This window comes from Brachybacterium sp. Z12 (assembly GCF_014400405.1).
GTDB lineage: Bacteria > Actinomycetota > Actinomycetes > Actinomycetales > Dermabacteraceae > Brachybacterium.
In genome coordinates this window covers 1,332,047-1,357,364 of the sequence record NZ_CP060496.1, presented here as the reverse complement: position 1 = coordinate 1,357,364, position 25,318 = coordinate 1,332,047, and the positions used below count along the sequence as shown (strand labels likewise).

The 25,318-nt window shown below is 70.9% G+C and carries 27 protein-coding genes, 3 pseudogenes and 1 riboswitch; of the genes and pseudogenes, 19 read left to right on the top strand and 11 right to left on the bottom strand.

Annotated features, from left to right (window positions below):
• Positions 1-3 precede the first annotated feature (3 nt).
• Positions 4-1,164 carry a bifunctional 2-methylcitrate synthase/citrate synthase gene (locus H3H54_RS07245; RefSeq protein ID WP_262426082.1) on the top strand — a complete coding sequence of 387 codons (1,161 nt, stop codon included), beginning with the start codon at positions 4-6 and terminating at the stop codon, positions 1,162-1,164.
• Positions 1,165-1,170: 6 nt separating this feature from the next.
• Here the strand turns inward: H3H54_RS07245 and H3H54_RS07240 are convergent, their stop codons facing one another.
• A complete protein-coding gene (locus H3H54_RS07240; RefSeq protein ID WP_262426081.1) occupies positions 1,171-1,905 on the bottom strand; it encodes an HNH endonuclease family protein in 735 nt (244 codons plus the stop codon).
• Between the two features lie 220 nt (positions 1,906-2,125).
• On the opposite strand from H3H54_RS07240, the gene ilvD reads away from it, so the two are divergent.
• Both ilvD and H3H54_RS07230 read left to right on the top strand, forming a co-directional pair.
• Positions 2,126-3,877, top strand: a complete 1,752-nt coding sequence (gene ilvD / locus H3H54_RS07235) for a dihydroxy-acid dehydratase (protein WP_262426080.1) — start codon at positions 2,126-2,128, stop codon at positions 3,875-3,877.
• A 10-nt stretch (positions 3,878-3,887) separates the two neighbouring features.
• A complete protein-coding gene (locus H3H54_RS07230; RefSeq protein ID WP_262426079.1) occupies positions 3,888-4,316 on the top strand; it encodes an alpha/beta fold hydrolase in 429 nt (142 codons plus the stop codon).
• A 384-nt stretch (positions 4,317-4,700) separates the two neighbouring features.
• Here H3H54_RS07230 and H3H54_RS07225 read toward each other — a convergent pair whose 3' ends face one another.
• Positions 4,701-5,249 carry an ATP-binding protein gene (locus tag H3H54_RS07225; RefSeq protein ID WP_262426078.1) on the bottom strand — a complete coding sequence of 183 codons (549 nt, stop codon included), beginning with the start codon at positions 5,247-5,249 and terminating at the stop codon, positions 4,701-4,703.
• Between the two features lies 1 nt (position 5,250).
• Complete coding sequence (locus H3H54_RS07220) at positions 5,251-5,724, bottom strand: hypothetical protein (protein ID WP_262426077.1); 474 nt, start codon at positions 5,722-5,724, stop codon at positions 5,251-5,253.
• Between the two features lie 440 nt (positions 5,725-6,164).
• Here H3H54_RS07220 and H3H54_RS07215 point away from each other — a divergent pair, with 440 nt between their 5' ends.
• Positions 6,165-6,938 (top strand): phosphotransferase, encoded by a 774-nt coding sequence (locus tag H3H54_RS07215; RefSeq protein ID WP_262426076.1) that lies wholly within the window; start codon positions 6,165-6,167, stop codon positions 6,936-6,938.
• Positions 6,939-7,018: 80 nt separating this feature from the next.
• The gene (locus H3H54_RS07210; RefSeq protein ID WP_262426075.1) at positions 7,019-7,336 is read left to right on the top strand and encodes a hypothetical protein; all 318 of its coding nucleotides are present in this window, start codon (positions 7,019-7,021) and stop codon (positions 7,334-7,336) included.
• 20 nt (positions 7,337-7,356) lie between these two features.
• Here H3H54_RS07210 and H3H54_RS07205 read toward each other — a convergent pair whose 3' ends face one another.
• Entirely contained in the window at positions 7,357-8,076 is a 720-nt protein-coding gene (locus tag H3H54_RS07205; RefSeq protein ID WP_262426074.1) for a TetR/AcrR family transcriptional regulator, read from the bottom strand.
• 106 nt (positions 8,077-8,182) lie between these two features.
• Between H3H54_RS07205 and H3H54_RS07200 the strand changes: the two genes are divergently transcribed.
• The 4 genes from H3H54_RS07200 (at position 8,183) to H3H54_RS07185 (ending at position 11,669) form a co-directional block, all read left to right on the top strand.
• A complete protein-coding gene (locus H3H54_RS07200; RefSeq protein ID WP_262426073.1) occupies positions 8,183-9,154 on the top strand; it encodes an NAD-dependent epimerase/dehydratase family protein in 972 nt (323 codons plus the stop codon).
• 45 nt (positions 9,155-9,199) lie between these two features.
• Entirely contained in the window at positions 9,200-9,640 is a 441-nt protein-coding gene (locus H3H54_RS07195; RefSeq protein WP_262426072.1) for an SRPBCC family protein, read from the top strand.
• A gap of 80 nt (positions 9,641-9,720) precedes the next feature.
• Positions 9,721-11,040, top strand: a complete 1,320-nt coding sequence (locus H3H54_RS07190; protein ID WP_262426071.1) for a sensor histidine kinase — start codon at positions 9,721-9,723, stop codon at positions 11,038-11,040.
• Complete coding sequence (locus H3H54_RS07185) at positions 11,028-11,669, top strand: response regulator transcription factor (RefSeq protein WP_262426070.1); 642 nt, start codon at positions 11,028-11,030, stop codon at positions 11,667-11,669. The genes H3H54_RS07190 and H3H54_RS07185 overlap by 13 nt, the downstream gene beginning before the upstream one ends.
• Before the next feature lie 54 nt (positions 11,670-11,723).
• On the opposite strand, the gene H3H54_RS07180 is transcribed toward H3H54_RS07185, so the two are convergent.
• Complete coding sequence (locus H3H54_RS07180; RefSeq protein WP_262426069.1) at positions 11,724-12,323, bottom strand: trans-aconitate 2-methyltransferase; 600 nt, start codon at positions 12,321-12,323, stop codon at positions 11,724-11,726.
• A gap of 49 nt (positions 12,324-12,372) precedes the next feature.
• Here H3H54_RS07180 and H3H54_RS18790 point away from each other — a divergent pair.
• From H3H54_RS18790 to H3H54_RS07160, 3 genes and pseudogenes are all read left to right on the top strand, one after another.
• Positions 12,373-12,696, top strand: a pseudogene (locus H3H54_RS18790) (hypothetical protein); the annotation flags it as partial.
• A gap of 113 nt (positions 12,697-12,809) precedes the next feature.
• Positions 12,810-13,745 (top strand): glycosyltransferase, encoded by a 936-nt coding sequence (locus H3H54_RS18785; RefSeq protein ID WP_395963555.1) that lies wholly within the window; start codon positions 12,810-12,812, stop codon positions 13,743-13,745.
• Positions 13,742-14,533, top strand: coding sequence for a PIG-L deacetylase family protein (locus H3H54_RS07160; protein WP_262426068.1), 792 nt, complete (start codon positions 13,742-13,744; stop codon positions 14,531-14,533). Before H3H54_RS18785 ends, H3H54_RS07160 begins: the two co-directional genes overlap by 4 nt.
• Positions 14,534-14,548: 15 nt before the next feature.
• Here the strand turns inward: H3H54_RS07160 and H3H54_RS07155 are convergent, their stop codons facing one another.
• Together H3H54_RS07155 and H3H54_RS07150 are read right to left on the bottom strand one after the other, a co-directional pair.
• Complete coding sequence (locus H3H54_RS07155) at positions 14,549-15,292, bottom strand: endonuclease/exonuclease/phosphatase family protein (RefSeq protein WP_262426067.1); 744 nt, start codon at positions 15,290-15,292, stop codon at positions 14,549-14,551.
• Positions 15,289-16,143, bottom strand: coding sequence for an ADP-ribosylglycohydrolase family protein (locus tag H3H54_RS07150; protein ID WP_262426066.1), 855 nt, complete (start codon positions 16,141-16,143; stop codon positions 15,289-15,291). Before H3H54_RS07150 ends, H3H54_RS07155 begins: the two co-directional genes overlap by 4 nt.
• 290 nt (positions 16,144-16,433) lie before the next feature.
• Here H3H54_RS07150 and H3H54_RS07145 point away from each other — a divergent pair, with 290 nt between their 5' ends.
• The 6 genes and pseudogenes from H3H54_RS07145 to H3H54_RS07115 all read left to right on the top strand — a co-directional run bounded on the left by H3H54_RS07145 (position 16,434) and on the right by H3H54_RS07115 (position 22,823).
• Complete coding sequence (locus H3H54_RS07145; protein WP_262426065.1) at positions 16,434-17,228, top strand: hypothetical protein; 795 nt, start codon at positions 16,434-16,436, stop codon at positions 17,226-17,228.
• A 79-nt stretch (positions 17,229-17,307) separates the two neighbouring features.
• Positions 17,308-19,328, top strand: a pseudogene (locus H3H54_RS07140) (M13 family metallopeptidase).
• Complete coding sequence (locus H3H54_RS07135; RefSeq protein ID WP_262426064.1) at positions 19,325-19,891, top strand: hypothetical protein; 567 nt, start codon at positions 19,325-19,327, stop codon at positions 19,889-19,891. Before H3H54_RS07140 ends, H3H54_RS07135 begins: the two are co-directional and overlap by 4 nt.
• 51 nt (positions 19,892-19,942) lie before the next feature.
• Positions 19,943-20,049: riboswitch (TPP riboswitch) on the top strand.
• Between the two features lie 46 nt (positions 20,050-20,095).
• Complete coding sequence (locus tag H3H54_RS07130; RefSeq protein WP_262426063.1) at positions 20,096-20,752, top strand: ECF transporter S component; 657 nt, start codon at positions 20,096-20,098, stop codon at positions 20,750-20,752.
• Positions 20,749-21,984, top strand: a pseudogene (locus tag H3H54_RS07125) (ATP-binding cassette domain-containing protein); the annotation flags it as partial. The gene H3H54_RS07130 and the pseudogene H3H54_RS07125, both read left to right, overlap by 4 nt.
• A gap of 164 nt (positions 21,985-22,148) precedes the next feature.
• The gene (locus tag H3H54_RS07115; RefSeq protein WP_262426425.1) at positions 22,149-22,823 is read left to right on the top strand and encodes an energy-coupling factor transporter transmembrane component T; all 675 of its coding nucleotides are present in this window, start codon (positions 22,149-22,151) and stop codon (positions 22,821-22,823) included.
• A gap of 33 nt (positions 22,824-22,856) precedes the next feature.
• Here H3H54_RS07115 and H3H54_RS07110 read toward each other — a convergent pair whose 3' ends face one another.
• A complete protein-coding gene (locus H3H54_RS07110; protein ID WP_262426062.1) occupies positions 22,857-23,246 on the bottom strand; it encodes a tautomerase family protein in 390 nt (129 codons plus the stop codon).
• A 72-nt stretch (positions 23,247-23,318) separates the two neighbouring features.
• Here H3H54_RS07110 and H3H54_RS07105 point away from each other — a divergent pair, with 72 nt between their 5' ends.
• Positions 23,319-23,723 carry an ankyrin repeat domain-containing protein gene (locus H3H54_RS07105; protein WP_262426061.1) on the top strand — a complete coding sequence of 135 codons (405 nt, stop codon included), beginning with the start codon at positions 23,319-23,321 and terminating at the stop codon, positions 23,721-23,723.
• Between the two features lie 44 nt (positions 23,724-23,767).
• Here the strand turns inward: H3H54_RS07105 and H3H54_RS07100 are convergent, their stop codons facing one another.
• From H3H54_RS07100 to H3H54_RS07090, 3 genes are read right to left on the bottom strand one after another with little or no spacing between them, the layout of a single operon-like run.
• Positions 23,768-24,265: a GNAT family N-acetyltransferase gene (locus tag H3H54_RS07100; RefSeq protein WP_262426060.1), complete on the bottom strand. Its 498-nt coding sequence runs from the start codon at positions 24,263-24,265 to the stop codon at positions 23,768-23,770.
• A 10-nt stretch (positions 24,266-24,275) separates the two neighbouring features.
• Positions 24,276-24,608 (bottom strand): hypothetical protein, encoded by a 333-nt coding sequence (locus H3H54_RS07095; protein ID WP_262426059.1) that lies wholly within the window; start codon positions 24,606-24,608, stop codon positions 24,276-24,278.
• Positions 24,605-25,279, bottom strand: a complete 675-nt coding sequence (locus H3H54_RS07090) for an alpha/beta fold hydrolase (RefSeq protein WP_262426424.1) — start codon at positions 25,277-25,279, stop codon at positions 24,605-24,607. Before H3H54_RS07090 ends, H3H54_RS07095 begins: the two co-directional genes overlap by 4 nt.
• Between the last annotated feature and the right edge of the window lie 39 nt (positions 25,280-25,318).

The window sequence follows — 25,318 nt, the reverse complement described above, 5'->3', positions numbered from 1 at the left end:
GAGATGACCACCGAGACCAGTGAGATCCGCAAGGGCCTGAACGGGGTCGTCGCCGACGTCTCCGCCATCTCGAAGGTGAACCCCGAGACCAACTCGCTGCTCTATCGCGGCTACCCCGTGCCGCAGCTGGCCGCGACCCAGCCCCTCGAGGCGGTGGCGCATCTGCTGTGGACGGGCGAGCTGCCCGATGAGCAGGAGCTCGCCGCGGCCACCCGGCACGAGCGCAGCCACCGGGGAGCTCGCCCTACAGGTGAAGGCGGCGCTGGATTCGCTGCCCGCCACCTGCCATCCGATGGATTCGGTGCGCACCGCCGTCTCCGTGCTCGGCGCCCTCGACCCCACCGCCGAGGACTCCTCCCCGAGGCCGAGCTGGAGAAGGCGAGGCGCCTGTTCGCCCAGCTGCCTGCGGTGATCGCCTACGAGCAGCGGCGTCGGCGCGCAGGCGGTCCCACCGAGCCGATCGCTGCGCGTGAGGACCTCGACTACTCGCAGAACTTCCTGTGGATGACATTCGGTGAGGAGGCCGCCCCCGAAGTGGTCGACGCCTTCCGGATCTCGATGGTGCTGTACGCCGAGCACTCCTTCAACGCCTCCACCTTCACCGCCCGGGTCATCACCTCGACCCTGTCGGATCTGCATTCTGCGGTGGCCGGGGCGATCGGTGCACTGAAGGGCTCGCTGCACGGCGGCGCGAACGAGGCCGTGATGCACACCTTCGACGAGCTCGGCATCCGGACCGAGGAGACCGAGGCCGAGGCCAAGGACCGCGCGAAGGCGTGGATGGAGGACGCACTGGCCCAGAAGAAGAAGGTGATGGGCTTCGGACACCGCGTCTACAAGCACGGCGATTCCCGCGTGCCGACGATGGAGCAGGCGATGGACGCGATGATCGCCCACTTCGACCGTCGCGAGATCCTGGGCCTGTACAACGGGCTGGAGCAGGCGATGGATGAGGCCAAGGGCATCAAGCCCAACCTCGACTACCCCGCCGGGCCCACCTACCACCTGATGGGCTTCGACACCGAGATGTTCACGCCGCTGTTCATCGCCGCCCGCATCACCGGCTGGACCGCGCACGTCATGGAGCAGCGCGCGAACAACGCCCTGATCCGGCCGCTGGCGCAGTACGACGGCCCGGACGAGCGGCAGGTGCCCGGAGCCTGAGCCGGCTCAGGCGCACTCCTCGGCCAGGTCGCTGAGCACCTGGTGGTCCTCCTCGGAGACGGATAGCTCGTACTCGACGGAGACCTCGACCCACTGCGCGCCGTACTGGCAGGAGATGGCTTCGTTGTCGGGCATCCACTCCCCGATGGTGGCGTCGCTCTTGGAGCGGTTGTCGCCTGCGTTGACGGCCAGCAGCACTGCCGGATCGTTGGCATAGGCGAGCCGCTCCCCGTCGGTCCACTCGTCCGCTCCGGCCTCCCAGGCGGCGCCGAGCGGGATGAGGTGGTCGATATCGATCTGGTAGGAGCCCTCGGACTTGTCGAAGTCGATGGTCTCGCCCGAGTACGGGTCTTCGAGGGTGCCGGTGCGCACCTCGCATTCCTCCTCGTCGCCGAAGGTCTCCTCGGTCATGTCGCGGGCGAGGATGTCGTCGCGAGTGCCGCAGCCGTTCTCGTCGACGTCGGCCCAAGCTGTCCCGAAGGCGTCGCGGTCGTAGTCGGAGCCGGCTCCGGGTTCGGCGATCTCGAGCTCCGCAAGCGCGGTCTCGTCGATCGTGGTGGGGGTCTCGGCGAGCCAGGAACCCGCGGGCGCGGAGGCGGGTGCGGGCTGCCCGACGGTGGCGCTGACCGTCGAGGCCCCGGGCTCGGGGGCGGTGTCGGCGTGGGCGAGGGAGGGGACGGCGAGCAGGGCGAGCGCAGCAGCGCCGGTGGAGAGCCTGGACAGCAGGAGATGCGTCTTCATGGTGACCTCGAGGAGAGTGGGGAGGGAGCCGCGGCCACGATCAGCGACGGCGGTGAACGCCCTGGTCGGCGGCCATATCGAACCTATCCTCGGCAGCGGCGGGCCGCCATGGATCCTCGGTACAGGATCTCGGTGGGCAGGGTCTTCGGTACCGGTACCTCTGGCGGCCAGAGTGCACAAAGGGTGGGCTGGGGCCGATGCGACCCGTACAGTCGAAGGTATGGACGCCGACGCCGCCTTCACCGATCCTTCGACCGCCGCTTCTGCCGCCCCGGGCACCGGCCCGGACATCAAGCCCCGCAGCCGTCAGGTCACCGACGGCCTGGGCGCGACCGTCTCGCGCGGGATGCTGCGCGCGGTCGGGATGGGCGATGAGGACTGGGGCAAGCCCCAGATCGGGATCGCGAGCTCCTGGAACGAGATCACCCCCTGCAACCTGTCGCTCGACCGGCTCGCCCGGGCCTCCAAAGAGGGTGTGCACTCAGGCGGCGGCTATCCGCTGCAGTTCGGCACCATCTCCGTCTCCGACGGCATCTCGATGGGGCACGACGGGATGCACTATTCACTGGTCTCCCGCGACCTGATCGCCGACAGCGTGGAGACGGTGATGAGCGCCGAGCGGCTCGACGGGTCGGTGCTGCTGGCCGGCTGCGACAAGTCCCTTCCGGGCATGCTGATGGCGGCGGCTCGCCTGGATCTGGCCAGCGTGTTCGTCTACGCGGGCACGATCATGCCGGGCCGCGTCACCCTCGAGGACGGCGCGGAGAAGGACGTCACCATCATCGACGGGTTCGAGGCGATCGGCGCCTGCGCCCGCGGGTTGATGAGCCGTGAGGACGTGGGCCGCATCGAGCGCTCCATCTGCCCGGGCGAGGGTGCCTGCGGCGGTTTCTACACCGCGAACACCATGGCCACGGTCGCCGAGGCGATCGGCATGTCGATCCCGGGCTCTGCCACGCCGCCGTCGGCCGATCGTCGCCGCGATGCGGATGCACGCCGCGCGGGCGAGGCCGTGGTGAGCATGCTCCGTGCCGGCATCACCTCCCGCGACATCATGACCAAGGCCGCTTTCGAGAACGCGATCGCGGTGGTGCAGGCCTTCGGCGGCTCCACCAACGCGGTGCTGCACCTGCTGGCGATCGCCCACGAGGCGGAGGTCGACCTGACGCTCGACGACTTCGCCCGCATCGGTGCGAAGGTCCCTCACCTCGCGGATCTGAAGCCCTACGGCCGCTACGTGATGAACGACGTGGACCATGTGGGCGGGATCCAGGTGGTTATGAAGACCCTGCTGGACGAAGGCCTGCTGGACGGTGACTGTCTCACCGTCACCGGTTCCACGATCGCTGAGAACCTCGAGGTTCTCGCGCCCCGCCCGGCCGACGGCACGGTGCTGCGCCCGGCGAGCGCTCCGATCGCCCCGACCGGCGGCATCACGATACTGAAGGGCTCGCTCGCCCCTGAGGGCGCGGTGGTGAAGTCCGCCGGCTTCGAGGACGACGTCTTCGAGGGCACCGCCCGCGTGTTCGAACGGGAGCAGCACGCTCTGGACGCCCTGAACGACGGCACCATCACCCACGGCGACGTGGTGGTGATCCGTTACGAAGGCCCCAAGGGCGGTCCCGGCATGCGCGAGATGCTCGCGATCACCGGGGCGATCAAGGGCGCGGGGCTCGGCAAGGACGTGCTGCTGATGACCGACGGCCGCTTCTCCGGTGGCACCACCGGGCTGTGCGTGGGCCATATCGCTCCGGAGGCGGTGGACGCCGGACCGATCGCCTTCGTGCGCGACGGCGACCGGATCCGCCTGGACGTCTCCACCGGCGCGCTGGATCTGCTGGTCGACGAGGCGGAGCTCGCCAAGCGCCGCGAGGGCTGGGAGCCGCTGCCGCCGAAGTTCACCAAGGGTGTGCTGGGCAAGTACGTCAAGCTCGTGAAGTCAGCGTCCACCGGCGCGATCCTCGGGGACTGAGAGTCCTCGCGTGGCCGCTTCCACGTTCGCGCTCATCCACGGGGCCGGGGACGTGGGCTGGTCCTGGCATCTGGTGGCCGACGTGCTGCGGGAACGCGGGCACCATGTCCTCACCGGGGCCTCCTCCGCCGAGCCCTGGCCGCTCGAGGAGCAGCCACGCATCCCCACCCGCGTCCTGGTGTGCACCGATGACCGGTTCTTTCCCGTGGAGTTCCTGCGGCGGGTCACCCGGGAACGGCTGGGCCTCGAGGCGGAGGAGATCCCCGGCTGTCACTGCGTGGCGCTGAGCCATCCGCGGGAGCTGGCCGGCGCGCTGACAGCCCCCGCGAGAACAATGCGGGCCACGAGCATGCATGCTCACAGCGACCTCAGACGTCCTCCCACAGAGGCGCATACCAATAGCGAAAGGCCATGCTGCCGGGAAGATCCACCGCAGTGAGAGCGACTGCGATAACCCCCAGAGAAACCCCACAGAGAGCGAATCCGCGATGTTCTCGGGAGCCCCAGAGTGCATAGCAGCCGATCACGAATGCCAGGATCGACAGAATCAGGCCTGGCGTGACCGACAGTGCATGCACCAGGGGTTGATCTGCCATGGGGTGCCCGGCGTTCCAGTCCGTCGCGTGCTTCCTCGCCGCGAGCAACTGGCCTCCCACTGAGAGCGCAGCCGCGAGGATGCCTACGATGAAGGAAATGACTCCAAGCGGCCTGCGCGCCTGCGCCGTTCTCGACGTGATCGGGCCCATCCACACAGGATAGCGCCGACGCCGCCGTCGGCCGAGTGACTCTGCACGGCAGCGCTCCTGGATGTGCGTCCACGGATTCAAGGACCCTGCAGCGCTCGCAGAGAAGCGAGCGTTTCCGCGATGTTCCCGCTCGCGTCGACGCGTCGGGCCGTGGGTCTCAGCGCGAGTACATCCTCGATCGAGCGGACCAGCTCTCCGGCGTCGTCCGGGCCGACGAAGCGGTCGTTGCGGGCCTGCTCCGGCCGGTCCGGGCGATCCCGTCGTCCCTGCAGCCGCTGGGCGAGCGTCTGCTCGTCGAGGATCAGCACGGCCTCCACGAAGCCGGCCCCGTGCTCGGCCGCGAGCTGCTCGAGCTCCTCGAGGAAGGGGGTGCGTGCGAAGTACTGGCCGAGCACCACGTCATGGCCGTCGGCCAGATGCTGCCCGATCATCGCTGTGGCGAGCCTGCGCGCCTGGAGTCCGGAACGGGTCAGTTCCTCGTCCCAGCCGCCCAGGGCGTGCTTGATCACGTCGATGTCCAGGGCGAGGGCCAGGGGCCGCTCCGCGGCGAGCAGGGCGGCGAGGGTGGATTTCCCGCTGCCCGGAGCGCCGCCCAGCAGTATCAGGATCGGGGCGCGCTGGCTCATCTCAGGGCTCCGAGACCACGAGGACGAGCGAGCCCTCGTACTGCGGCCGGATGCGCAGGGCGCCGTGCGCCGCATCCCAGCTCCCGTCGAGGAGGTCCGCGGTGAGCTGCCGGGTGAATCGATCGATCACCTGGGCGTCCACGAGGCTCCAGGCCGAGCAGGCGAGCTGCGCCTCCGCATCAAGCAGACGCTCCGGCCGTCCGTAGTAGGCCTCGGTGAAACCGTCCGTGGAGGCCTGCGGGATCGCCACCGCACGGCTGGTCACGCGGCCGCCCAGCCCCTCGGCGAGAGCATCGAGCGAGGGATAGCGGCGCGCCTCGGTGGCGAGCACCTCGGGGGCGTACTCGTGCACCCAGAAGTCCTCGACCCGTGCCGGGTCGCAGGTCAGAATCACGACGGGACCGCGACTCACCCGCCGCAGCTCTCTCAACCCAGCGGCAAGGTCCTGCCATTGGTGCACGCTGAAGGTGGTCATGGCGGCATCGGAACGAGTCATCACCGAAGGGCAGCTGCTCGGCCGTGGCGTCCACGGCCGGAGCCAGATGCGCCGGACGCTGCGCACGCATGGCCGCCGAGGGCTCGACCGCGGTGACCTCCCGGTCCTCGGGCTCGTACGATCCCGCGCCCGCGCCGACGTTCAGCACCGTGCGCGCGTCCCCGAGCGCATCCGTGATCAACGCGGCGATGCGCGGGTCGGGGCGTCGGTAACGCGAGTAGGAGGAGCCGATCGCGCCGTAGTCCGCATCGCCCGCGCTGCCGTCCGCTGTCCGCTCGCTCATGTGTCCCAGCCTACTCACGGGGTTTCGGAGCCCGGGCAACGCTCAGCGTCGCAACGCGGTGAGCGCTGCATGGGGCTCGGATCCTCGGTTCAGGGCGGCACGCCCGGGGTCCCTACGGCCCGGCTACCGTGAGCGCATGAGCATCCAGGACGAGCAGCCGCTCGAGGGCGGCAATGCGAGCGACGGGGTGGTGCGCGTGGGCGACACCGTGCGCAAGCCCTGGGTGCGGACGACACCTGCCGTCCATGAGCTGATGCGCACGGTCGCTGCGGCCGGGATCGACGTGCCGGCCCCACTGGGCCGCGACGAGCAGGGTCGGCAGATCCTCGAGTTCGTTCCGGGGCGTCTCGCGATGGACTCCCCCGCGCTCACGCCGCCGGAGCTCGCGCGCGTCGGCCGGATGGTCCGATCGATCCACGATGCCTGCGAGGGATTCACCCCGTCGGCCCCCACCGCCTGGGAGCCGCTGCTGCCGGTGCCCGAGGGGAAGGCCGATCTGATCTGCCACGGCGACCTGGCCCCGTGGAACCTGGTGCTCGGCGAGCGCTGGGTGTTCATCGACTGGGACGGCGCGGCGCCCAGCACCCGGCTGTGGGATCTCGCGTACTCGGCGCAGGCCTTCACGCTCAACGATGCCGAGGCCCCGTCGGAGCTCGCCGCGGCGCATCTAGGAGCCTTCGTCGACGGCTACGGTGCCGATGCCAACCTGCGTGACCGGCTGCCAGCGGCGATGGCCGAGCGCACCGAGGCGATGTACGAGCTGCTGCAGCAGTCGCACGAGAGTGGTCGGGAGCCCTGGGGGTCGATGTTCACCGGCGGGCACGGCGCGCACTGGCGCAGGGTCTCGGATCACGTCGCCGCTCACCAGGCGCTCTGGACGCGGGCGCTGAACAGCACCGTGGTGCCGTAGGGGGTCGGCGCAACGCTGCACGCCGCCCGCGGTTCAGAGGAACCGGCTCGGCTGTCGCACCACCTCCTTAGATTCGCGGCATGGTCTTCTCGGGTCCGACTCTCACCCACCCCTCCTCGGGCGGCACCGCCCTGGGCGAGCGGGAGGCGATCCGTGCCCTGCTGCTGGAGCGCCGCCCGGACCTCGCGCATCGGATGCTGGTCGGCCCGAGCGGTGCTCTGGTGATCCCGCTGCAGGCCCGGGGAAGCGTCGAGATCGGCCGGATGCGCCGCCGGGGCAGCGTCCGCTGGGTGGTCGTGACGCCATCGGCTGACGGAGCACTGCTGCGCGAGCCGTCAACCCTCGATGCCGTCGCACGGGCCGCGCTGGACGCGCTAAGCGGGGCGGAGCAGTGCTGAGCAGGGCTGAGACCCGGCAGTCAGGCCGGGGCGGCGAGCTGGGCGAGGTGCTCGATCTGGGCGGCGAGCACGGCCTCCCCGACCGTGTTCGCCTCCGGGCCGAGCTGACCGAACACGTGGGCGCTGATCACGCCGATCATGCTGCTCCAGGCGGTGACCGCACGCAGCGCGGTGGCGGTCCGCGCTTCGACTCCGAATTCGTGCAGAGTGTCTGCGACCAGTGCGGCGACCTCCGGCGGAACGTCCGGCCCGGTCTGCTGGTCGCGCGCACCGGCTTCCTGGGCATCGACAGCGGCCGCGATCTCGAGCACCCTTCCGATGACCCGGGTGCCCGCCGTGTTGGTCATCGCCGACGGGGCGGAGTAGCCGCGCACCGGCGTGCCGTAGAGCAGCGTCCACCGTTCCGGGTGGGCGACCGCCCATGTCGTGAGCGCTGACCCGAGGGCGAGGAAGCGCTCACGCGGGTCCTCCCCTGCCCCCGCCAGAGCAGCGTCCACGGCGTCGGCCAGGCTGCCGTAGGCGTCCACGATCAGCAGGGTGAGCAGCTCGTCCCGGCTTGCCACGTACCGGTAGATCGCCGAGGAGACCATGCCGAGGCCGCGCGCGATCTCACGCACGCTGAGCTCGGCCGCACCCTGCTCGAGCAGCTGGGCGTTGCCGAGCTCGACGATGCGGCGCAGGGTCCGCTCTCGCGCCTGGGCTCGCGGACCGGCGGGGCAGGAGTCTGGCTCGGAGTTCATACGGCCATGCTCCCACAAGAGCGAGAGCACTGCTCTTGACTCGACCGCAGGGGTGGTGTTCACTAACCCCAGGATCGAGAGCAGTGCTCACTCTTTGGAGGCAGTCATGCATCACCTCATCATCGGAGAAGGACAGATCGGCCGCGCGCTCATCGACCTCGCCCTCACGGACGGGGACACGGTGACCGTGCTGCGGCGCACCGCGGTGGAGCCCTCCTCGGGGATCCGGCGAGTCAGCGGCGACGTGCTCGATCACGCTGCCCTCACGGACGCCCTCGCCCAGGCCGATGCCGTCCACGCCTGCTTCCACGCCCCCTACGACGCGCGCCTATGGGCGCGGGAGCTGCCGATCAGGGAGCGGGCCGTGCTCGATGCAGCCGCCGAGCGGGGGATCCCCGTCGTGTTCCCCGAATCGCTCTATGGCTTCCAGGGTGAGGCGATCAACCTCGCCGAGGGCGCCGCCCCCACCCCACGGGATGCCAAAGGCGAGGTGCGCGAGGCATTGCTCGCGCAGCGTCGCGCAGCCCCGGCACGCACGCTGAGCCTCGTCGCCTCCGATCTCCTCGGCCCCACGGCGATCGGCACCGGGGCCGCGGTGGTGTGCGGGATGCTCCTCGAAAGGATCAGCGCAGGCTCTCGAGCGATCGTGATGGGTGATCCGTCGGTCCCTCACTCCCTGACTTTCATCCCCGATCTGGCTGCTGCGATGCTCCACGCGGCCAGGCATGCCGAGCGTCTGGCACCGAGCGGAGATGCGGTGCTGCACGCCCCGTCGGCCCCGGCGCGCACGCAGTCGGAGCTGATCGTCGCGGCCTCCGGTCTTCTCGGGCAGAGGGTCCGCACTCCGTGGACGATCCCGCGCCTCGCCCTGAAGGCCCTGTCCGGCGTCAGCACCCTCGCCCGCGAGCTGCACGGCATCGCCGACCTCTGGTACCGCCCCTGCGAGCTGAGGCCGGGCATCCTCACGATGGACGAGGGCCTGGCCCCGACCAGTTGGGAGGAAGCGCTGCTGCTGACGGCGCAGCATGCCGCGGGTCGCCGGGTCAACGGCACCGCTGAGCACCACCCTGCGGTGTGAGCGCCGCGGGCCATGCGCCCGGCGGCGCCTGCTAGCGTCGCCGTCATGAGCGACAGCACGACGACCACGGGCCCGACCACCGACGACGCGAAGGCCTCCCACCATCTCGACATCGTCATCGACCGCCCCTGGCGCGCGGTGTACGAGTATGCGAGCGATCCGCGGAACCTGCCCCACTGGGCGGCGGGTCTCGCCGGCAGCGAGGTGCAGCGGGAAGTGTCCCAGTGGTCGATGAACTCCCCGATGGGCCGGGTGCTGGTCAGCTTCGTGCCCGAGAACGAATACGGGGTCATGGACCACTCCGTCACGCTGCCCACGGGCGAGTCGGTGCTCAACCCGCTGCGGGTGCTGCCCCTGGGCGAGGATCGCTGCGAGGTGGTGTTCACGCTGCGGCGCGGCACGATGTCCGAGCAGGAGTTCGCCGAGGACGCCGCCGCGGTGGCCGAGGATCTCGTCCAGCTCAAGGAGCTCTGCGAGCAGCAGTGACAGAAGAGTCGGGCCAGCCCGACATCGCGTGACCCGGTGACGGGATGGTACGAGCGCGTCCGCGCCCCCAGAGTAGGGACATGACCACGATGAGCATGGCGCAGACTCTCGACACTCCTCCCGCCCGAAGCTGGTCCGTGAGGCGCTGGGCCGCCCGGATCGGACGCTTCCTCGCCTATGGGCTGATCGCCCTGCTGCTGGGCGCGATCGGCTTCTCCCTCGTCCTCGGACTGCTCGCCGCCGGCATCTCGACGGTCGTGGTCTGGGTGGGGCTGCCGATCCTGGTCGCGGGGGTGCTCGTCGCCCGCGGCTTCGCGATGGCCGAGCGTGCACTGCAGTCCTCGATCCTGGGCACCGCACTGCCCACCCCCGCACCGAAACCCGTCCCCGCCGGGGCGGGCTGGATGCGCCGCCTGGTGCACCCCCTCACCGATCCGCAGCATTGGCTGGACACGCTGTGGGTGCTGGTGAACTTCCTGCTGGTGCTGATCACCTTCCCCCTCGCCCTGGCCTGGTCGGCCGGCGCGCTGGCGATCGTCGGCGGGCCGGTGTCGGCCGTGATCCTCGCCGAGGTGCTCCCCGACTCGCAGAACAACGGTCTCGGTGAGCTGCTCGGCGCTCCGGCAGCGTTGGCGCTCCCAGTCGACATCGTGCTCCAGATGATGATCGGACTGTTGTTCCTGCTGACCGTCGGCCCCGTGGTGCGAGGACTGACCGCGCTGCACCGAGGAGTGGCACGCGGGCTGCTGAGCTCCCGCTACGAGGAGCAGCAGCGGCTCGCGCGCACCGAGGAGTCGCGGGCTGCGGGCCGCACCGCCGAATCCACCGCGCTGCGCCGCCTCGAGCGGGATCTGCACGACGGGCCCCAGCAGCGCCTGGTGCGCGCCTCGATGGACCTGGCCCGGGCCGAGTCGCTCGCTGCGAAGGATCCCGAGCGGGCCATGACCGTGCTGCGTGAGACCCGTGAGCAGCTGGGACTGACCCTCGATGATCTGCGCCGCCTCTCCCGCGGTATCGCCCCGCCGATCCTGGTGGACCGCGGCCTGGCCGCCGCCCTCACCGAGCTCGCCGCGATCTCCCCGGTCCCCACCACCATCGAGACCTCCCAGCTGGACCTGCCCGAGCACGTGGAGATCGGCATCTACTACGTCGTCTCCGAATCGCTCACCAACGCCGCCAAGCATTCCGGGGCCGAGCAGATCCGCATCGAGGTGGGCCGCGTCGGGGATGATGCCCGGGTGAGGATCGAGGACGACGGGCGCGGAGGCGCCGCAATGCGCACCGGCGGCGGGCTGGCTGGGCTCGCGGGGCGGGTCGCCTCGCTCGAGGGCCGGTTCACGGTGCAGTCGCCGGCCGGCCACGGAACCCGGGTCGAGGCGGTGATCCCGTGCGCATCCTGATCGCTGACGACTCGGCGCTGATCCGAGAGGGCCTGCGTCTCGTGCTCGAGGAGGCGGATCACGAGGTGGTCGGCACCGCGGCGACCGGCACAGAACTGGTGGTGCGAGCCCTCGAGCTGCGACCCGACCTGATCATCTCCGACATCCGTATGCCCCCGAGCCACACCGACGAGGGGCTCCGCGCCGCGCAGGAGATCCGCCGCAGCTGGCCCCAGGCGCCGATCGTGCTGCTGAGCCAGTACGTCGTGGTCAGTTACGCGACCGAGCTGATCGAGTCCGGGGAGCAGGCGACGGGCTACCTGCTCAAGGATCGGGTGTTCGACATCAGCTCGTTCGTGGAATCGATCGAGCGGGTGGCCGCCGGAGGCGTAGCGATCGACCCGGATGTGGTGGGGCAGGTGATCTCCTCCCGCCGTCGCACCCCGCTGGACGAGCTCACCCCGCGGGAGAGGGAGGTGCTCGAGCTGATGGGTGAGGGGCTGACCAACGCCGGGATCTCGCAGCGGCTGTTCATCAGCGGTGGCGCGGTGGAGAAGCACACCCAGCGGCTGTTCGCGAAGCTCGGTCTGAGCGAGAGCGCGAGCGTTCACCGCCGGGTGACCGCGGTGCTGACGCTGCTGGGCCGGTAGGGCCTGCTGGGGAAGCTCAGCCCAAGGACGCGGCGAGCGCCGCCCGGGATCTGCTCAGTGCAGCTTCCGGGCGAGGGTGGTGATGACGTGCCAGCGCTTCTTGTCGGCCAGGAAACGCCCGTCCTCGTCGCGCACCGAGCGGTCGATGACCTGGAAGCCGCGGAACATCGCGTCGATCTGCTCGAGCGGCAGGGTGGCCACATCCGGGCGCTCGGCCCAGGAGTCGTTGGTGCCGAAGAAGTCCACCGCCATCACGCCTCCGCGGGGAAGGGCCGCGACCAGCTTCTTCCAGACCTCGGGCAGCGCGGTCGGGCCCAGCAGGCCCAGCGTGTAGGTGGAGTAGACGATCTGCGCTGCGGGGAAGCTCGGCACGTCCGCGATGTCGGTGTGGTGGAACTGCACCGAGCCGCTCATCCGCTCGTTCTCCACGAGGCGTGCGGCGAGGGTGTCGTCGCTGTCATAGGCGTGCACGGTCCAGCCCTGACGCGCGAACTGGAGGGAGTCGGCTCCGGCGCCGGCTCCGAGGTCGAGGACGGTGCCCGGTTGGCGTGAGCCGCCGGCCGCTGCGATCGCCTTTGTCACGAGGCGGCGGGCAGGGCGGCCCGCCGCATGGGCGTTCAACGCAGCCCAGTCAACTTTCTCCGCCGTCTCCATGCATTTCAGGCTCCATGATGCTGGTGCCCGTTTCAACTTCCCGTGACGCATGCCGCGTGAAGTTTCGTCACGGGCGAACACTGAGCCCCTCCTGCGCCTCCTGCGGGCCGCTGTGCCATCCCGCCTCGCCAGGGCGCGCGGACCCGCAACAGGCGGAACCGGCGCCGGTTCCGCGCCTAGGATGGCGGGCATGCTGGCCACCTCCTTGCGCATCGCCGCAGTCTCCCTGCACACCTCTCCGCTCGAGGAGCCCGGAGGTGCGGACGCCGGCGGGATGAACGTCGTGGTGCTCGAGCAATCCCTCGCACTCGCCCGTCTCGGCCATCGCGTGGACCTGTTCACGCGTCGCAGCGATCCGATGGCGCCGCGCGTGGTGGAGGTCGCCGAGGGCGTTCGGCTGTTCCATCTCGACGCCGGGCCGGCCGAGCCGCTCGCCAAGAGCGCCATGGAACAGGTGATCACCCCTTCCGTCAGGCGCTCCACGAGGTGCTCACCGCTGCTGACGACCCCGACAGCCCCGAATCAGGGTGGGACCTCATCCATTCCCATCACTGGTTCAGCGGGGTCGCAGCGCTCCCCCTCGCACGCGAGCTCGGCATTCCCCACCTGCAGTCCTTCCATTCCGTGGCCGCGCCGGAGGGCTCCAGCACGCTCGATGCGGGAGAGCCCGCCGAATCGGCGGGACGCATCCCGGGCGAGCAGTTCGCCGCGACCGGCTCCGATCTCGTGGTCGCCGTCTCCGAAGCCGAGGCGCGCACGATCGGTGAACGCTATGGGGTCCCAGGAGCCCGGTTGACAGTGGTCCGTCCCGGAGTGGACGTGGATCGCTTCCGCCCCTGCCCGGATGTCGCCGAACGACGTGAGCGCCCCACCCTGCTGTTCACCGCGCGCCTGCAACCTCTCAAAGGCCCTGATCTCGCCCTCGAGGTGCTCGCGCACCTGGACCCGGCGCTCGAGGCCCGGCTGCTGCTCGCCGGCGGCACCTCGCAGGACTTCGCGGACTACGCCGAGCAGCTGCGCGAGCAGGCGCGCGATCTCGGTATTGAGGACCGGGTGGACTTCGTCGGCTCCCTGGGCCGCGACGAGCTCGCCGAGACGATGCGCTGTGCGGGAGCGCTGCTGCTGACCAGCTGGTCGGAGACCTTCGGTCTGGTCGCACTCGAAGCCCAGGCCAGCGGCACCCCGGTGCTCGCCTGGCGCTGTGCGGGCGGAGTGCAGGAAGCTGTCGACCCCGATGGGCTGGTGCTGGACAGCCGCGACCCCGATGTCTGGGCGGAGGCCCTGCAGTCCCTGCTGCACGACGCCGACCGGTACGACGAGGCAGTCCGTTCCGCCCGCGATTTCGCTGCCACGCGCACCTGGGAGGCCACCGCTGAAACCCTCGCCGCGCAGTACGCACGCCTGATGGAGGACCCCGCATGAGCACCCCCGCCGACCCCTGGCAGCTGCTCGAGACATCACGGACCGTGCTCGCGGTCCACGCCCACCCCGATGATGAGTCCCTCTCGACCGGGGCTCTGATCGCCTCCCTGACCGCGGCGGGCACGCGCGTGGTGCTGGTGACGGCCACCCGCGGAGAGGAGGGAGAGATAGTGGACGGCGCGGTCCCGGCTGAGGATCCACGGCCGCTCGAGGAGATCCGCGAGACCGAGATCGACACAGCCACCGCCGCGCTCGGGATCACGGAGCGGCACTGGCTCGGCACCGCCCCCGCGCTCGCCCCCGGCGCCGCACCGCGCCGCTACCGCGACTCCGGCATGCAGTGGGTGCGCGAGGGCCTCGCCGGGCCCTCCGAGACCGCGGGACCTGACAGCTTCACCCGCCGCCCCCTCGACCAGGCCGCCGAGGATCTGGCCACCGTGATCCAGCAGCTGCGGCCCGATGCCGTGATCGGCTACGACGATGCGGGCACCTACGGGCATCCGGACCATGTCCGCGCCCATCACGTGACAGCCGAGGCATGCTCCCGCGCCGGGGTGCCGATGGTGGAGGTCGCGAGCGTGGTCACGGACGAGCCGAGCACGGGGCCGGCCGACGGATTCGTGTGGCGCGATCATCCCGGCACCTCAGAGGCCGTGCACCAGGCGGTGGATGCCTATCGCACGCAGCTCACCGTCGTCGGCGACGCCCCCGGAGGCATCGCGATCCGCCACGTGGGCGGGCAGGACGATGTCGTCGCCCTGCGGACGGGACTGCGACTGCGGCGCTGAGCCGCGCGCCAGCGCTCAGAGCGTGATGTCCAGCAGGGTCGGCAGGTGATCGGAGGCTCCGCCCAGCCGCTCCTCGGCCACCCTGTCGGTGCACCGCACGGCGCTGGCGTTGCGCACCTTCACCCCGGCGGTGACCAGGACCGCGTCGATGCGCCGGTTCGGGGAGACGGCGGGGAAGGTGTGCTCGGTCTGCTCGGCGGGGTCGGTGAGCAGTGGGGCCAGGAAACGCCGAGCGCTGCCCTCGGCCGTTTCGTTGAGGTCCCCGCCCACGATCACTGGAGCCCCCGCCCCGCGCACCAGCGCCGCCAGGTGCTCCGCATGCCGCATCCGGTTGTCCTCCTGCAGCGCGAGGTGGGTCGAGGAGACCACCGCCGCGCCCCCGCCGGGCACCGAGAGCCGCACCGCCACGACACCGCGCGGGTAGGTGGAGTTCAGATCCGACACCTGCTGGGCGACCGGGTGCATCCCTCGCCGGATCACCTGCGCGGCGACCTGATCGGTGGCGAGGATCGCGAGCCCGCGGCCGCCGGCGCCGCCGACCAGGATCCGGCGATCGATCTGACGGGCGAACCAGCGCAGCCGGGCAGTGGGAAGCACGAATCGAGGGGCCTCCTGGAGCAGGAGCACATCCGGTTGCAGGCCCTGGACCGTCTCGATCGCTGCGGCCAGGTCCCCGCGCAGCTCCCACAGGTTCCAGGCGAGGATCCGCAGATCCCAGCCCTCACGCTGCGGTGGCACCGACTCCCGCGCGGTCTTCACGCGCTGCTCCCCTCGCCGCTCTCGTGGACCATTGGCGCGATCACGCGCTCGACCAGTCCCTTGAGCTCGCCGAGCTCATAGCCGGGCCACCCGAACAGCATCCGCCGCCACTCCGGCGGCACCGCCTTGTATCCGAGTGCGGCACCGATCAGGGAACCGGTGATGCAGGCGACCGTGTCGGTGTCGTAACCGGAGCGAGCCGCGGACTCGATCGCCGCGACCAGCGCGTCGCGCTGGTCGAACTTCCCCTCCGGGATCGGGGTGATGCCGGAGATCGCGGCCCAGGCGGCCTGGAAGGCACCCACCACCCAGCCGTTGCGGCGGAACATCACGGGCGTCGATTCCTCGGCCTCCGTGATCCGGTCGATCCACTGCTGGCGGCTCTGTGCGGCAAGGTGGGGCAGGCCCACTCGCACGTCGACCTCACCGGTGAGGATCGCGTGCCGCACGGCCAGACCCCAGAGGATGCTGGCCTCGATCGTGTCCGGATGCACGTGTGTCAAGCGGCACACCGCTTCGATCGCCTCGACCGCGTGCGCCTCCGGCGAGAGCAGATACGGCAGCACCGAGGCGTGCACGCGCATCAGCGAACCGTTGCCGGCGGAGGCCGGCAGCTGCTCGTGCGCCGAGGCCGCTGCGGCCCGGAAATCCTTGGCCCGCGGGGCGTAATGGCCGTCCTCGCGTGCGAGATCCGCGGCGGTGCGCACCACCTGCGAGGTGAGGGTGCCGATGTCCGGGGTGCCCAACGACCACGAGTACCATTCGCGGGCAATATGGTTCTGAGCAGTCTCGATGCGCAGGTCATGGTCCCCGGCCGAGGCCAGCGACGCCTCCAGGACCACGATCGCCATCGCGGTGTCATCGGTCCACTCCCCGGCTGCCAGCCCAGGACACCGCCCCCGATCATGTCGATCTCCTCGGAGTCGAGCACAGGGGGCTGGAACTCGTACGGAGCGCCCAGCGCGTCACCGGCAGCGGCCCCCACGACAGCGCCCAGAGCGCGCCGACGCTGTGCAGCCGACAGGCCCGCCTCGCTGGTGTCCATCGCATCCGTTGTCACGCCCCCATGGTTCCACATCGGTGCCGATCAGCCGCCCTCCGTCCGCCCCCGCTACGCTGGTGGGGACCAAGAAGGAGCTCCATGACCGACACTCCCGCGGCAGCCTCGCCGCACTGCGACGACCCCCACGACCACACCGGCCACGACCATCCGCCCACCGGCGCGGACCTGGTCCGGGATCTCGTCAAGGGCCTGTCGATCCAAGCACTTCTGATCCCTCTGCTCGGCGTGGTGCTGCTCGTGGCGATCCTGCCGTTCGCACCCCTGAGCCCGCTGCCGCTCCTGCTGGGGTTCGCCCTCGGCGGCGCACAGCTCATCTCGCTCGTGGCGACCAGCCTCTTCGTCGCCCGCACCCGCAAGCAGCTCGCGGTGAACCCGGGACTGCTCGCGGTGCGCAGCGTCGTGGACGAGGTGCTGCGCGTCGCGGCCGTGCTGGTGGCGGTGCTGCTGTGGCCGGCGGACATCAGCTCGGAGCTCGGCGTATGGGTCGGTGCAGGATGCGCGCTGGTGTGGCTGTTCCTCGCCACCGCCCAGACCGTCACCACCCGACAGCGGATCGCGCGCCCCGGCGACTGGTCCAAGGAAGCGATCTCGACCCTGCTGTCCCAGCGCGTCGGGGCCCGCTCCACCGTGATCATGCGCCTGCTCGACGTGGCCGGCACCGTGATGTTCCAGGTCGGAGCCACCATCCTGGTGATCTTCTCCCCGGTGCTGGTGATCGGCACGGCCGTGCTCTCGATCGGCACCGGCCTGTCCACCCTGGTGCTGCAGCGCCGCGCTCCGGCCGAGCGGTCCCGCAGCCCCTGGGCCTACGCGCCGTTCGCCCTGGGCCTGCTCACGCTGGTGCTGGCCTCCCTCGGGCTGATCGCCTTCTGACACTCCGCTGACCTGCTGCCGCCCGGCGCAGGCGGCTGCCCGATCCACTCGACACCCCACCCCCTCGCAGGAGCCGATGATGACCACTGCCCCCACTTCCGCCGCACTCCCCTCGGGCCTCGCCCTCGACCAGGTCGACGACTCCGTCCGCCTCCAGGACGATCTCTTCGGGCACGTCAACGGACGCTGGCTGCGCGAGCACGAGATGCCCGCCGACCGCTCGAGCGACGGCGCCTTCCACGCCCTGCGCGACCTCTCCGAGGAGCGGGTGCGGGAGATCATCGAGGAAGCTGCCGCGGATCAGGCGGCGAGCGCCGAGCAGGTCCCCGCCACGGACCATGGCAGGGTGGGCGCGCTCTACCGGATGTTCATGGACACCGAGGCGATCGAGCAGGCCGGCCTCGGCGTTCTCGAGGAGCTGCTGGGCACCATCACCGCCGCGACCGATCTGGACTCGATCGTGCGCACCATGGCCGCCCCCGACTCGGGGGCCTCGGCGCTGCTGTCCTACGTCTGGACCGACGACCGGGACTCCACGAACTACCAGGTCAAGATCCATCAGGGCGGCCTGGGCCTGCCTGATGAGTCCTACTACCGCGAGGACCACTACGCCGAGATCCGCGAGGCGTACGTCGCCCACCTGGGCAACCTCGCCCGCCTCGCCGAGCTGCCCGGCCGCGAGGGCCTCCTCGCTGGAGACGCCGAGGACCTCGCCCGCGCGGTGATGGACTTCGAGACCCGTCTCGCCGGATGCCACATGGACGTGGTCCGGCTGCGCGACCGCGAGAAGTCCTACAACCCGATGGACGCCGCCCAGCGCCGCGACCTCGCACCCGCCTTCCCCTGGGACGCCTACGTCGAGGGCACCGGCGCACCGGCACGCGCCTTCGAGGTGGTCTCGGTGGGCCAGCCCGAGTTCGTCTCCGCCGCCGCCGAGCTGCTGGCCGGCGAGGACCTCGCCGTGCTGCGCACCTGGCTCGCCGTCCATGCGATCTCCTCCTACGCCCCGTACGGTCCCGCCGCGCTCGTCGAGGAGAACTTCGACTTCTCCGGTCGGGTGCTCTCCGGCGCTGAGCAGCTGCGTGAGCGCTGGAAGCGTGGCGTCGCCTTCGTCGAGGGGACGGTCGGCTTCGCCGTCGGGCGGGAGTACGTCGCCCGCTACTTCCCCGCCTCCCACAAGGAGCGCATGACCGAGCTGGTCGACGCGCTGATGGACGCCTACCGTGATTCCATCCAGGGGCTGCCGTGGATGACCCCGGCCACCCGCCAGAAGGCTCTCGCCAAGCTCGAGAAGTTCACCCCCAAGATCGGCTACCCCGAGGTGTGGCGCGACTACGAGGGCTTCGAGATCGTGCCCGGCGATCTGGTGGCCACCGCGCGCGCCTCCCGTCGCTTCGATGCCGACTTCGAGTACGCGAAGGTCGGCGGGCCGATCGACGAGGCCGAGTGGCACATGACCCCCAGACGGTCAACGCGTACTACAACCCCGGCCGCAACGAGATCGTGTTCCCCGCCGCGATCCTGCAGCCCCCGTTCTTCGACGCGGAGGCCGATGACGCCGTGAACTTCGGCGGGATCGGTGCGGTGATCGGCCACGAGGTCGGTCACGGCTTCGATGACCAGGGCTCCAAGTACGACGGCGACGGCAACCTGATCTCCTGGTGGACTCCGGAGGACCGTGAGGCCTTCGATGGCCGCGCCGCCCAGCTCATCGCGCAGTACTCCGAGCTCTCCCCTCGCGACCTCGACGACTCCCACCGCGTCAACGGCGCCCTGACCATCGGCGAGAACATCGGCGATCTGGGCGGCCTCTCGATCGCTGTGAAGGCGTACCTGGCCAGCCATGACGCCGCTCAGGTCGAGGCCGAGCTCGATGGCTTCACGGGCCTGCAGCGGGTGTTCTGGTCCTGGGCGACCGTGTGGCGCGGGAAGAACCGTGATCAGGAGGCCGTCCGCCGCCTGGCCGTGGACCCCCACGCCCCGATGGAGTTCCGCTGCAACACCGTGGTGGGCCACATCGACGAGTTCCACACCGCCTTCGGTGTGGTCGAGGGTGACTCCATGTACCGCGCTCCTGAGGAGCGGGTGACGATCTGGTGAGGCCCGAGCCCCCGTTCTACGTGGGGCGCACCCGCCCGTCCTCGATCGGCTGGACCCGGATCGGGATCACCGTGCTGGGCGGTGCGCTGCTCGCCGCCGTGATGAGCCAGCGCTCCGGTCTGCCCGGGATGCTGGTGATCGCGGTGCTGTTCCTGGCCCTCGCCGCGTGGACCTGGATGGGTCAGTGGACGCGCTTCATCGTCGACGAGCACGGCCTGACGGTGAGCCTGGGCGGGTTCCTGCCCCGCAAGCCGTGGCCGCTCGAGGACTTCCGCACCGTGCAGCTGCGCACGCTGCCGTCCTCGCGCGCCGGGGTGACCCTGGGCGGTTACGGCTGGCGTCGCAGCACGGTGAGCACGCCCCGCCCCGAGGAGCTGACCCCGGTGGGCAAGCGGAAGATCTTTACGCTCGACGTGGCGCGTGCCCCGTACCGTGTCCTGGCCACGGGGCCCGGCACGATGGTCGAGATCATCGGGCGCGGCTCGCGCCACTACCTCATCTCCCCGGTGGACCCCCGGGCGACGGCCGACGCCATCGACCAGGCGATCCGTGCACGCCGCTGAGACGTAGAGCACGGCAGGAGACAGCGGGGACGGGTAAGCTCGATCCTTGTCATCCACTGACAGGGGAGCACCGCAGGGTGCTGAGAGTGCGCGAACCAGCGCAGACCCTCGAACCTGATCCGGCTCGCACCGGCGTAGGGAGTTGGGATTTTCCGCGGAGCACCGCCGGTGCTGTGCGCCCCTTCCGTCGAGGAAGGAGAAGTGATGACTCGTTTCCGCACCGTGGACCTGCTGGTCACTGTGACGATCGGCGCCGCCTTCGGCGTCGCATTCCTGGGGTACGGCCAGCTGTACACCCTGATCGGACCGCTCACCACCGCATTCAAGCCCGCCGAGGGGCTGCTGGGCGGGATCTGGTTCCTGCCGGCCATCCTGGCGGCATTGATCGTGCGCAAGCCCGGCGCTGCGCTGCTGGCCGAGATGATCGCCGCCGTGCTGTCGATGCTGCTGGGCAGCCAGTGGGGCTGGGGCACCGCGATCTCCGGCCTGATGCAGGGCGGCGGCGTGGAGCTGGCGTTCCTGGCCTTCCGCTACCGCCGCTTCACGCTGCCGGTGGCGATGCTGGGCGGAATGCTCTCGGCCCTGCTGGAGTGGGGATGGGAGAAGTTCGCCTACTACCAGGAGATGAGCTGGACCTACTCCTTCGCCATGCTCGGCTTCTTCCTGCTCTCCGGGGCGCTGCTGTGCGGCGTGCTGGGATGGGCGGCCAGCCGTGCCCTGGCCGCGACCGGCGCGCTGGACGCGATGCCGGCGGGCAGGGAACGCGCCCAGCAGGCACGGGCCGCAGCGACCTCCGCGGGATCGGCTGGGCCGGACAGCTCACGGACTGAGCTCACGGCCCGGGACGACGCCCGGGCGTGACGGACCTGTCCCTGCGGGGGCTCACCTGGCATCCGTACTCGCGGGCCGAGCCCACCGTCCTCGACCTCGACCTGGAGATACCTGCCGGGCAGCGTGTGCTGCTGGCCGGGGCCAGCGGCAGCGGGAAGTCCACCGTGCTGCGGGCCCTGGCCGGCCTCCTGGACGAGGAGTCCGGGGAGCTGACGGGCAGCGCCCCGGGCCCCGCCCGCCCCGGCGAGCGGGGCCTGCTGCTGCAGAACCCCGTGGACGCCCTGGTCGCCGCGACCGTCGGCCGGGAGGCTGCCTTCGGCCCGGAGAACGCCGCTCTGCCGCGCGAGGAGATCCAGGCCCGCGCCACCGCCGCGCTCGACGCGGCGCTGGTGGACCTGGAATCGGGCCGTGCCCCGCTGGACGCCTCCGGTGGGCAGCAGCAGCGCCTCGCCCTGGCGGGGTCCCTCGCGCTGCATCCCTCGGCGCTGCTGCTGGACGAGCCGACCTCGATGCTCGATGAAGTCACCGCCGCCGCGGTGCGCGAATCGATCCTGGCCGCCGCGGCAGGCCGCTCCCTGGTGGTCGCCGAGCACCGGCTCGCACCATGGCTGGACCACGTGGATCGCCTGGTCATCCTCGATGCGCAGGCACGGATCATCGCCGACGGCCCGCCGCACGAGACCGCAGCCGGTATGACCTCTTCCCCCACCCCGTCCACCCGTACTGCCCCCGCGGAGCCCTCCGGCGCAGTGCGCGCAGCTCTGCGGGGCATCGATGCGGAGCGGGGCGGCCGGAAGGTCCTGGAGGATCTGGATCTCGAGCTGCACGGCGGCCGGCTGAGCGTGATCACCGGCCCCAGCGGCAGCGGCAAGACCACGCTGCTGCGCACGCTGCTCGGCCTGACCGCCCCGTCGGCCGGGAGCGTGGAGCGGCCCGCGCCGGAGCAGATCGCCTTCGTGCCCCAGAACCCCGAGCACTCGTTCGTCGCCGGCAGCGTGCGCGAGGAGGTGCTCGCCCCCCCTGGGCACGCGACGAGCAGCTCGCCGATCAGCTCCTGGAACGAGCGGGCCTGAGCGACCTCACCCAGGCCAATCCCCACACCCTCTCCGGCGGGGAGCAGAGGCGCCTGGCGATCATCGCCGCCCTCGCCCAGAAGCCTCGCCTGCTGGTGCTCGACGAACCCACCGTGGGCCTGGACACCGCACGCCATACGGCAGTTGTTGAGCTGCTGGATGCCGCACGAGCGGAGGGCTGCGCTGTCGTAGCTGCCACCCACGACCCGGCGCTGATCGCGCACTCCGACCTCGAGCACCGCCTGAGCGGACCGGACCCCGAGGAGCACGGGGCAGGCACCAACGGTCCCGACCGCACCATCGGCCCGGTCCCCCGCACTCGGGCGATCCCCGCTGACGCCCTGAACCCGCTGGTGCTGAGCCTGATCGGGATCCTCGCCGCGATCGGCTCCTTCGCGGTGCAGTCCTGGCAGGGCGGTCTGCTCGCCTTGTTGCCCATCGCGCTGCTGGCCCCGCTGGCGGTGCGGTCCGTGCGCGGGGGCCTGCTGCGGCTGACCCCGATCCTGCTCTCGGCTGCGGGGCTGGCCTGGACCACCGCTCTGCTCGGTGATGCGCCCTCCCTCTCCGGCGAGGCCTGGCTGCTGGGAGCCAAGGAGGCCGCGCGCATCACCGTGTTCGTCGCGCCCGGCGTGCTGGCGCTGGGGAGCGTGGACCCCACCGCGCTCGGCGACGCCCTGGGCGGCCGACTGCGGATGCCCGCCCGCGTGGTCGCCGCCTCCGTGGCAGGGCTCATCCGCACCGGCCACCTGGGCCGGCAGTGGGAGATCATCACCCACGCCAGGATGCTGCGCGGCCTGGGCTCCCGCACCTCCCCGCGGATGCTGGCCGGTGCCACCCTGGCCCTGCTGATCGACGCGCTGCGCGGCGCCCAGCAGCAGGCCCTCGCCATGGACTCGCGCGGCTTCGCGACCGCGATCACCCGCACCTGGGCGCTGCCCAGCCCACTGCGTCGCGCGGACCTGCTGGGCGTCGCGATCGCGCTCGGGCTCGCGGTGTGGCCGTGGCTGGCGGAGAAGCTGGTGGGGTGAGCTCGCCCTGCCGGAGGGGTTCAGTGGCCGGGACTAGATGTCCACCGTGTACTCGAGGGCGAGGTCCTGGGCATTGCGTCCTCGTATGCCCCAGTTGATGCGCGGAGTCTCGAAGAGCGTGATCTCCACGCTGTGGGGCGCGATGCCGACCTCCGCCTCGAGACGGGTGAACAGCTCCTGGATCAGAGCCCGCTTCGCCTCCTCGGACCGCCCTTCGAACATCGAGATCTCGATGATGGTGTACTCGTCGCCGCGGTCCGCGGGGTGGAGGAAGTTCTCCGGCTCCAGCGGGATGAAGCGGTGGAAACGCTTCTCGGCCGGGTATGCCAGGGCGTGCATGACCGCTCCGTGGATCGCGTCCGAGAGCGCTCGGCGCCGGAGCTGGATCGATTCCCGGGTGCCGTAGACGAGGATCTGTGCCATCTGGCCACGGTAGTCGCCGGTGCCGACGCTCCACAAGGAATCCCGTGGCCCGGACAGCAGTAGTCTCGTGCCATGAACGACGATCCCACCACCGACGAGGCCGCGATCGCGCTGGCCCATTCCCTGCTCGACGCCGCTCGCAGCGGCGACAGCTCCTCCCTGCTGCCCCTGATCGATCAGGGCGCGCCGGTGGATCTGCGTGACAGCTCCGGCAACAGCCCGCTGATGCTCGCCGCCTACCACGGGCACGCCGAGCTGGTCGGTGAGCTCGTCGCGCGCGGCGCCGACGTGGACCTGGCCAACGACCGCGGGCAGTCGCCGCTGGCCGGTGCGGCCTTCAAGGGCTTCACCGACGTCGCCCAGGTGCTCCTGGAGGCGGAGGCCGATCCGAATCTGGGCACCCCCAGCGCCCTGGAGACCGCGAAGTACTTCGAGCGCGCCGAGATCGTCACGCTGATCGAGTCTCGCCGGAAGTAGGCCAGGCGCCGGCCCGGCCGGCGCTGGCGGCTGCGTCGGACCTCTCAGCCGCGGCCCGGGCGCAGCACCATCGCCACGTGCTCGATCCCGGCCTCCATGAACAGCCCGCCCACGGTCTCGAAGCCCATCGCCGCGTACCACTGCTCGAGGTAGGCCTGGGCATCGATGTGCACCTCAGCCCCCGGCGCGATCTGGTGGGCGAGCTCGAGAGCCCCGGCCATCAGCTGCCGTCCGTACCCGCCGCGGCGGTGCGCGGCATGCACGGCCACCCGGCCGATCCGTGCAGTGCCGTCGGGCTCCCGCAGCACGCGCAGATGCGCGACCGGCGTGCCCGGCAGACCCATCGCCGTGGCCTCCGCGCTCGGCAGCTCAAGCCACATGAGCGTCGTGGTGGGGTCGAGGTCGCGGCCGTCCAGATCGGGATCGGTGGCCTTCTGCTCGAGGGAGAAGACGTCCTGGCGGAGCTTTGCGAGCAGGTAGAGGGTGCGCGGGTCGATGCCGGCGAGCGCGGCGTGCCGCACGGCGGCAGTGTGTTCGGGCATGGCGGACAGATTACTGCCGGCGCGAGAGCTCTGCGTCGACCATCCGAGTGACGGCCTCGCACCAGTGCTCGGCCATCAGCGGCCCGCCGTGACCCTCCTCCTCGACCACGATCAGCTCGCTGCCGGGCCAGGCCTGGTGCAGCTCCCAGGCGGTCAGCGCCGGGCCGGAGACATCGCGCCGGCCGTGGATCAGCACGCCTGGGATCCCGTCGAGCCGGTCCATGCCTCCGAGCAGACCGCTGCCGGGTGCCGCGCCCCACGGCACGGCCCAGTCGGCGACGAAACCGTCGTGCACCCAGTAATGGGCGACCAGACGGGCGAAGCCGCGCTCGTGCTCGGTCATCGGCTCGTCCACGGCCCCGGCATGCGCAGCGGAGGGCCCTCCCCGCCAATCCCGATGTGCGCGTCCTCCCAGGTCATCCAGGCTCGGGCGGCGGCGTCGACCAGGAATGGATCCGATTCGGTGAGCATCTGCCGATACGCCTCGATGAGCCGCAGCCGTTCCGTGCCGTCATCGCGACGGTCGAAGCCGGTGTGGTTCTCGGCGAGGGTGGCGACCGCGTCCCAGGCCTCGGGGTAGAGGGCACCGACCCCCTCGGTGATCCAGTCGACCTCGCGTCGCGAGGTGGAGGTGACGGCGAACAGCACCACCCCGAGCACCCGCTCAGGATGAGCCTGGGCACAGGCGAGCGCGAGGGTGCTGCCCCAGGAGACGCCCTGCACGATCCATGCCTCGATCCCGAGGTGCTCGCGCAACCGCTCGAGGTCGGCCACCAGATGCGCGGTGGTGTGTCCCGTGAGATCCACCGGGCCGGGGGTTCCGGGCGACGGGGTGGAGTGGCCAGCGCCTCGCTGGCACAGGCCGATGATCCTGGCTCGGTCCGCAGGAGAGTTCCGTCGGTAGCCGGGGGTGAGCCGGCCTCCCGGACCTCCATGCAGGTAGAGGGTGGGTACGCCGTCGGCTGTGCCGCTCTCCTCCCAGAAGATCTCGTGCCCGCCCCCGACCGGCAGCATCCCTTCGGCGCGAGAGGGAGGCGGTGGGAGCAGCGGCGG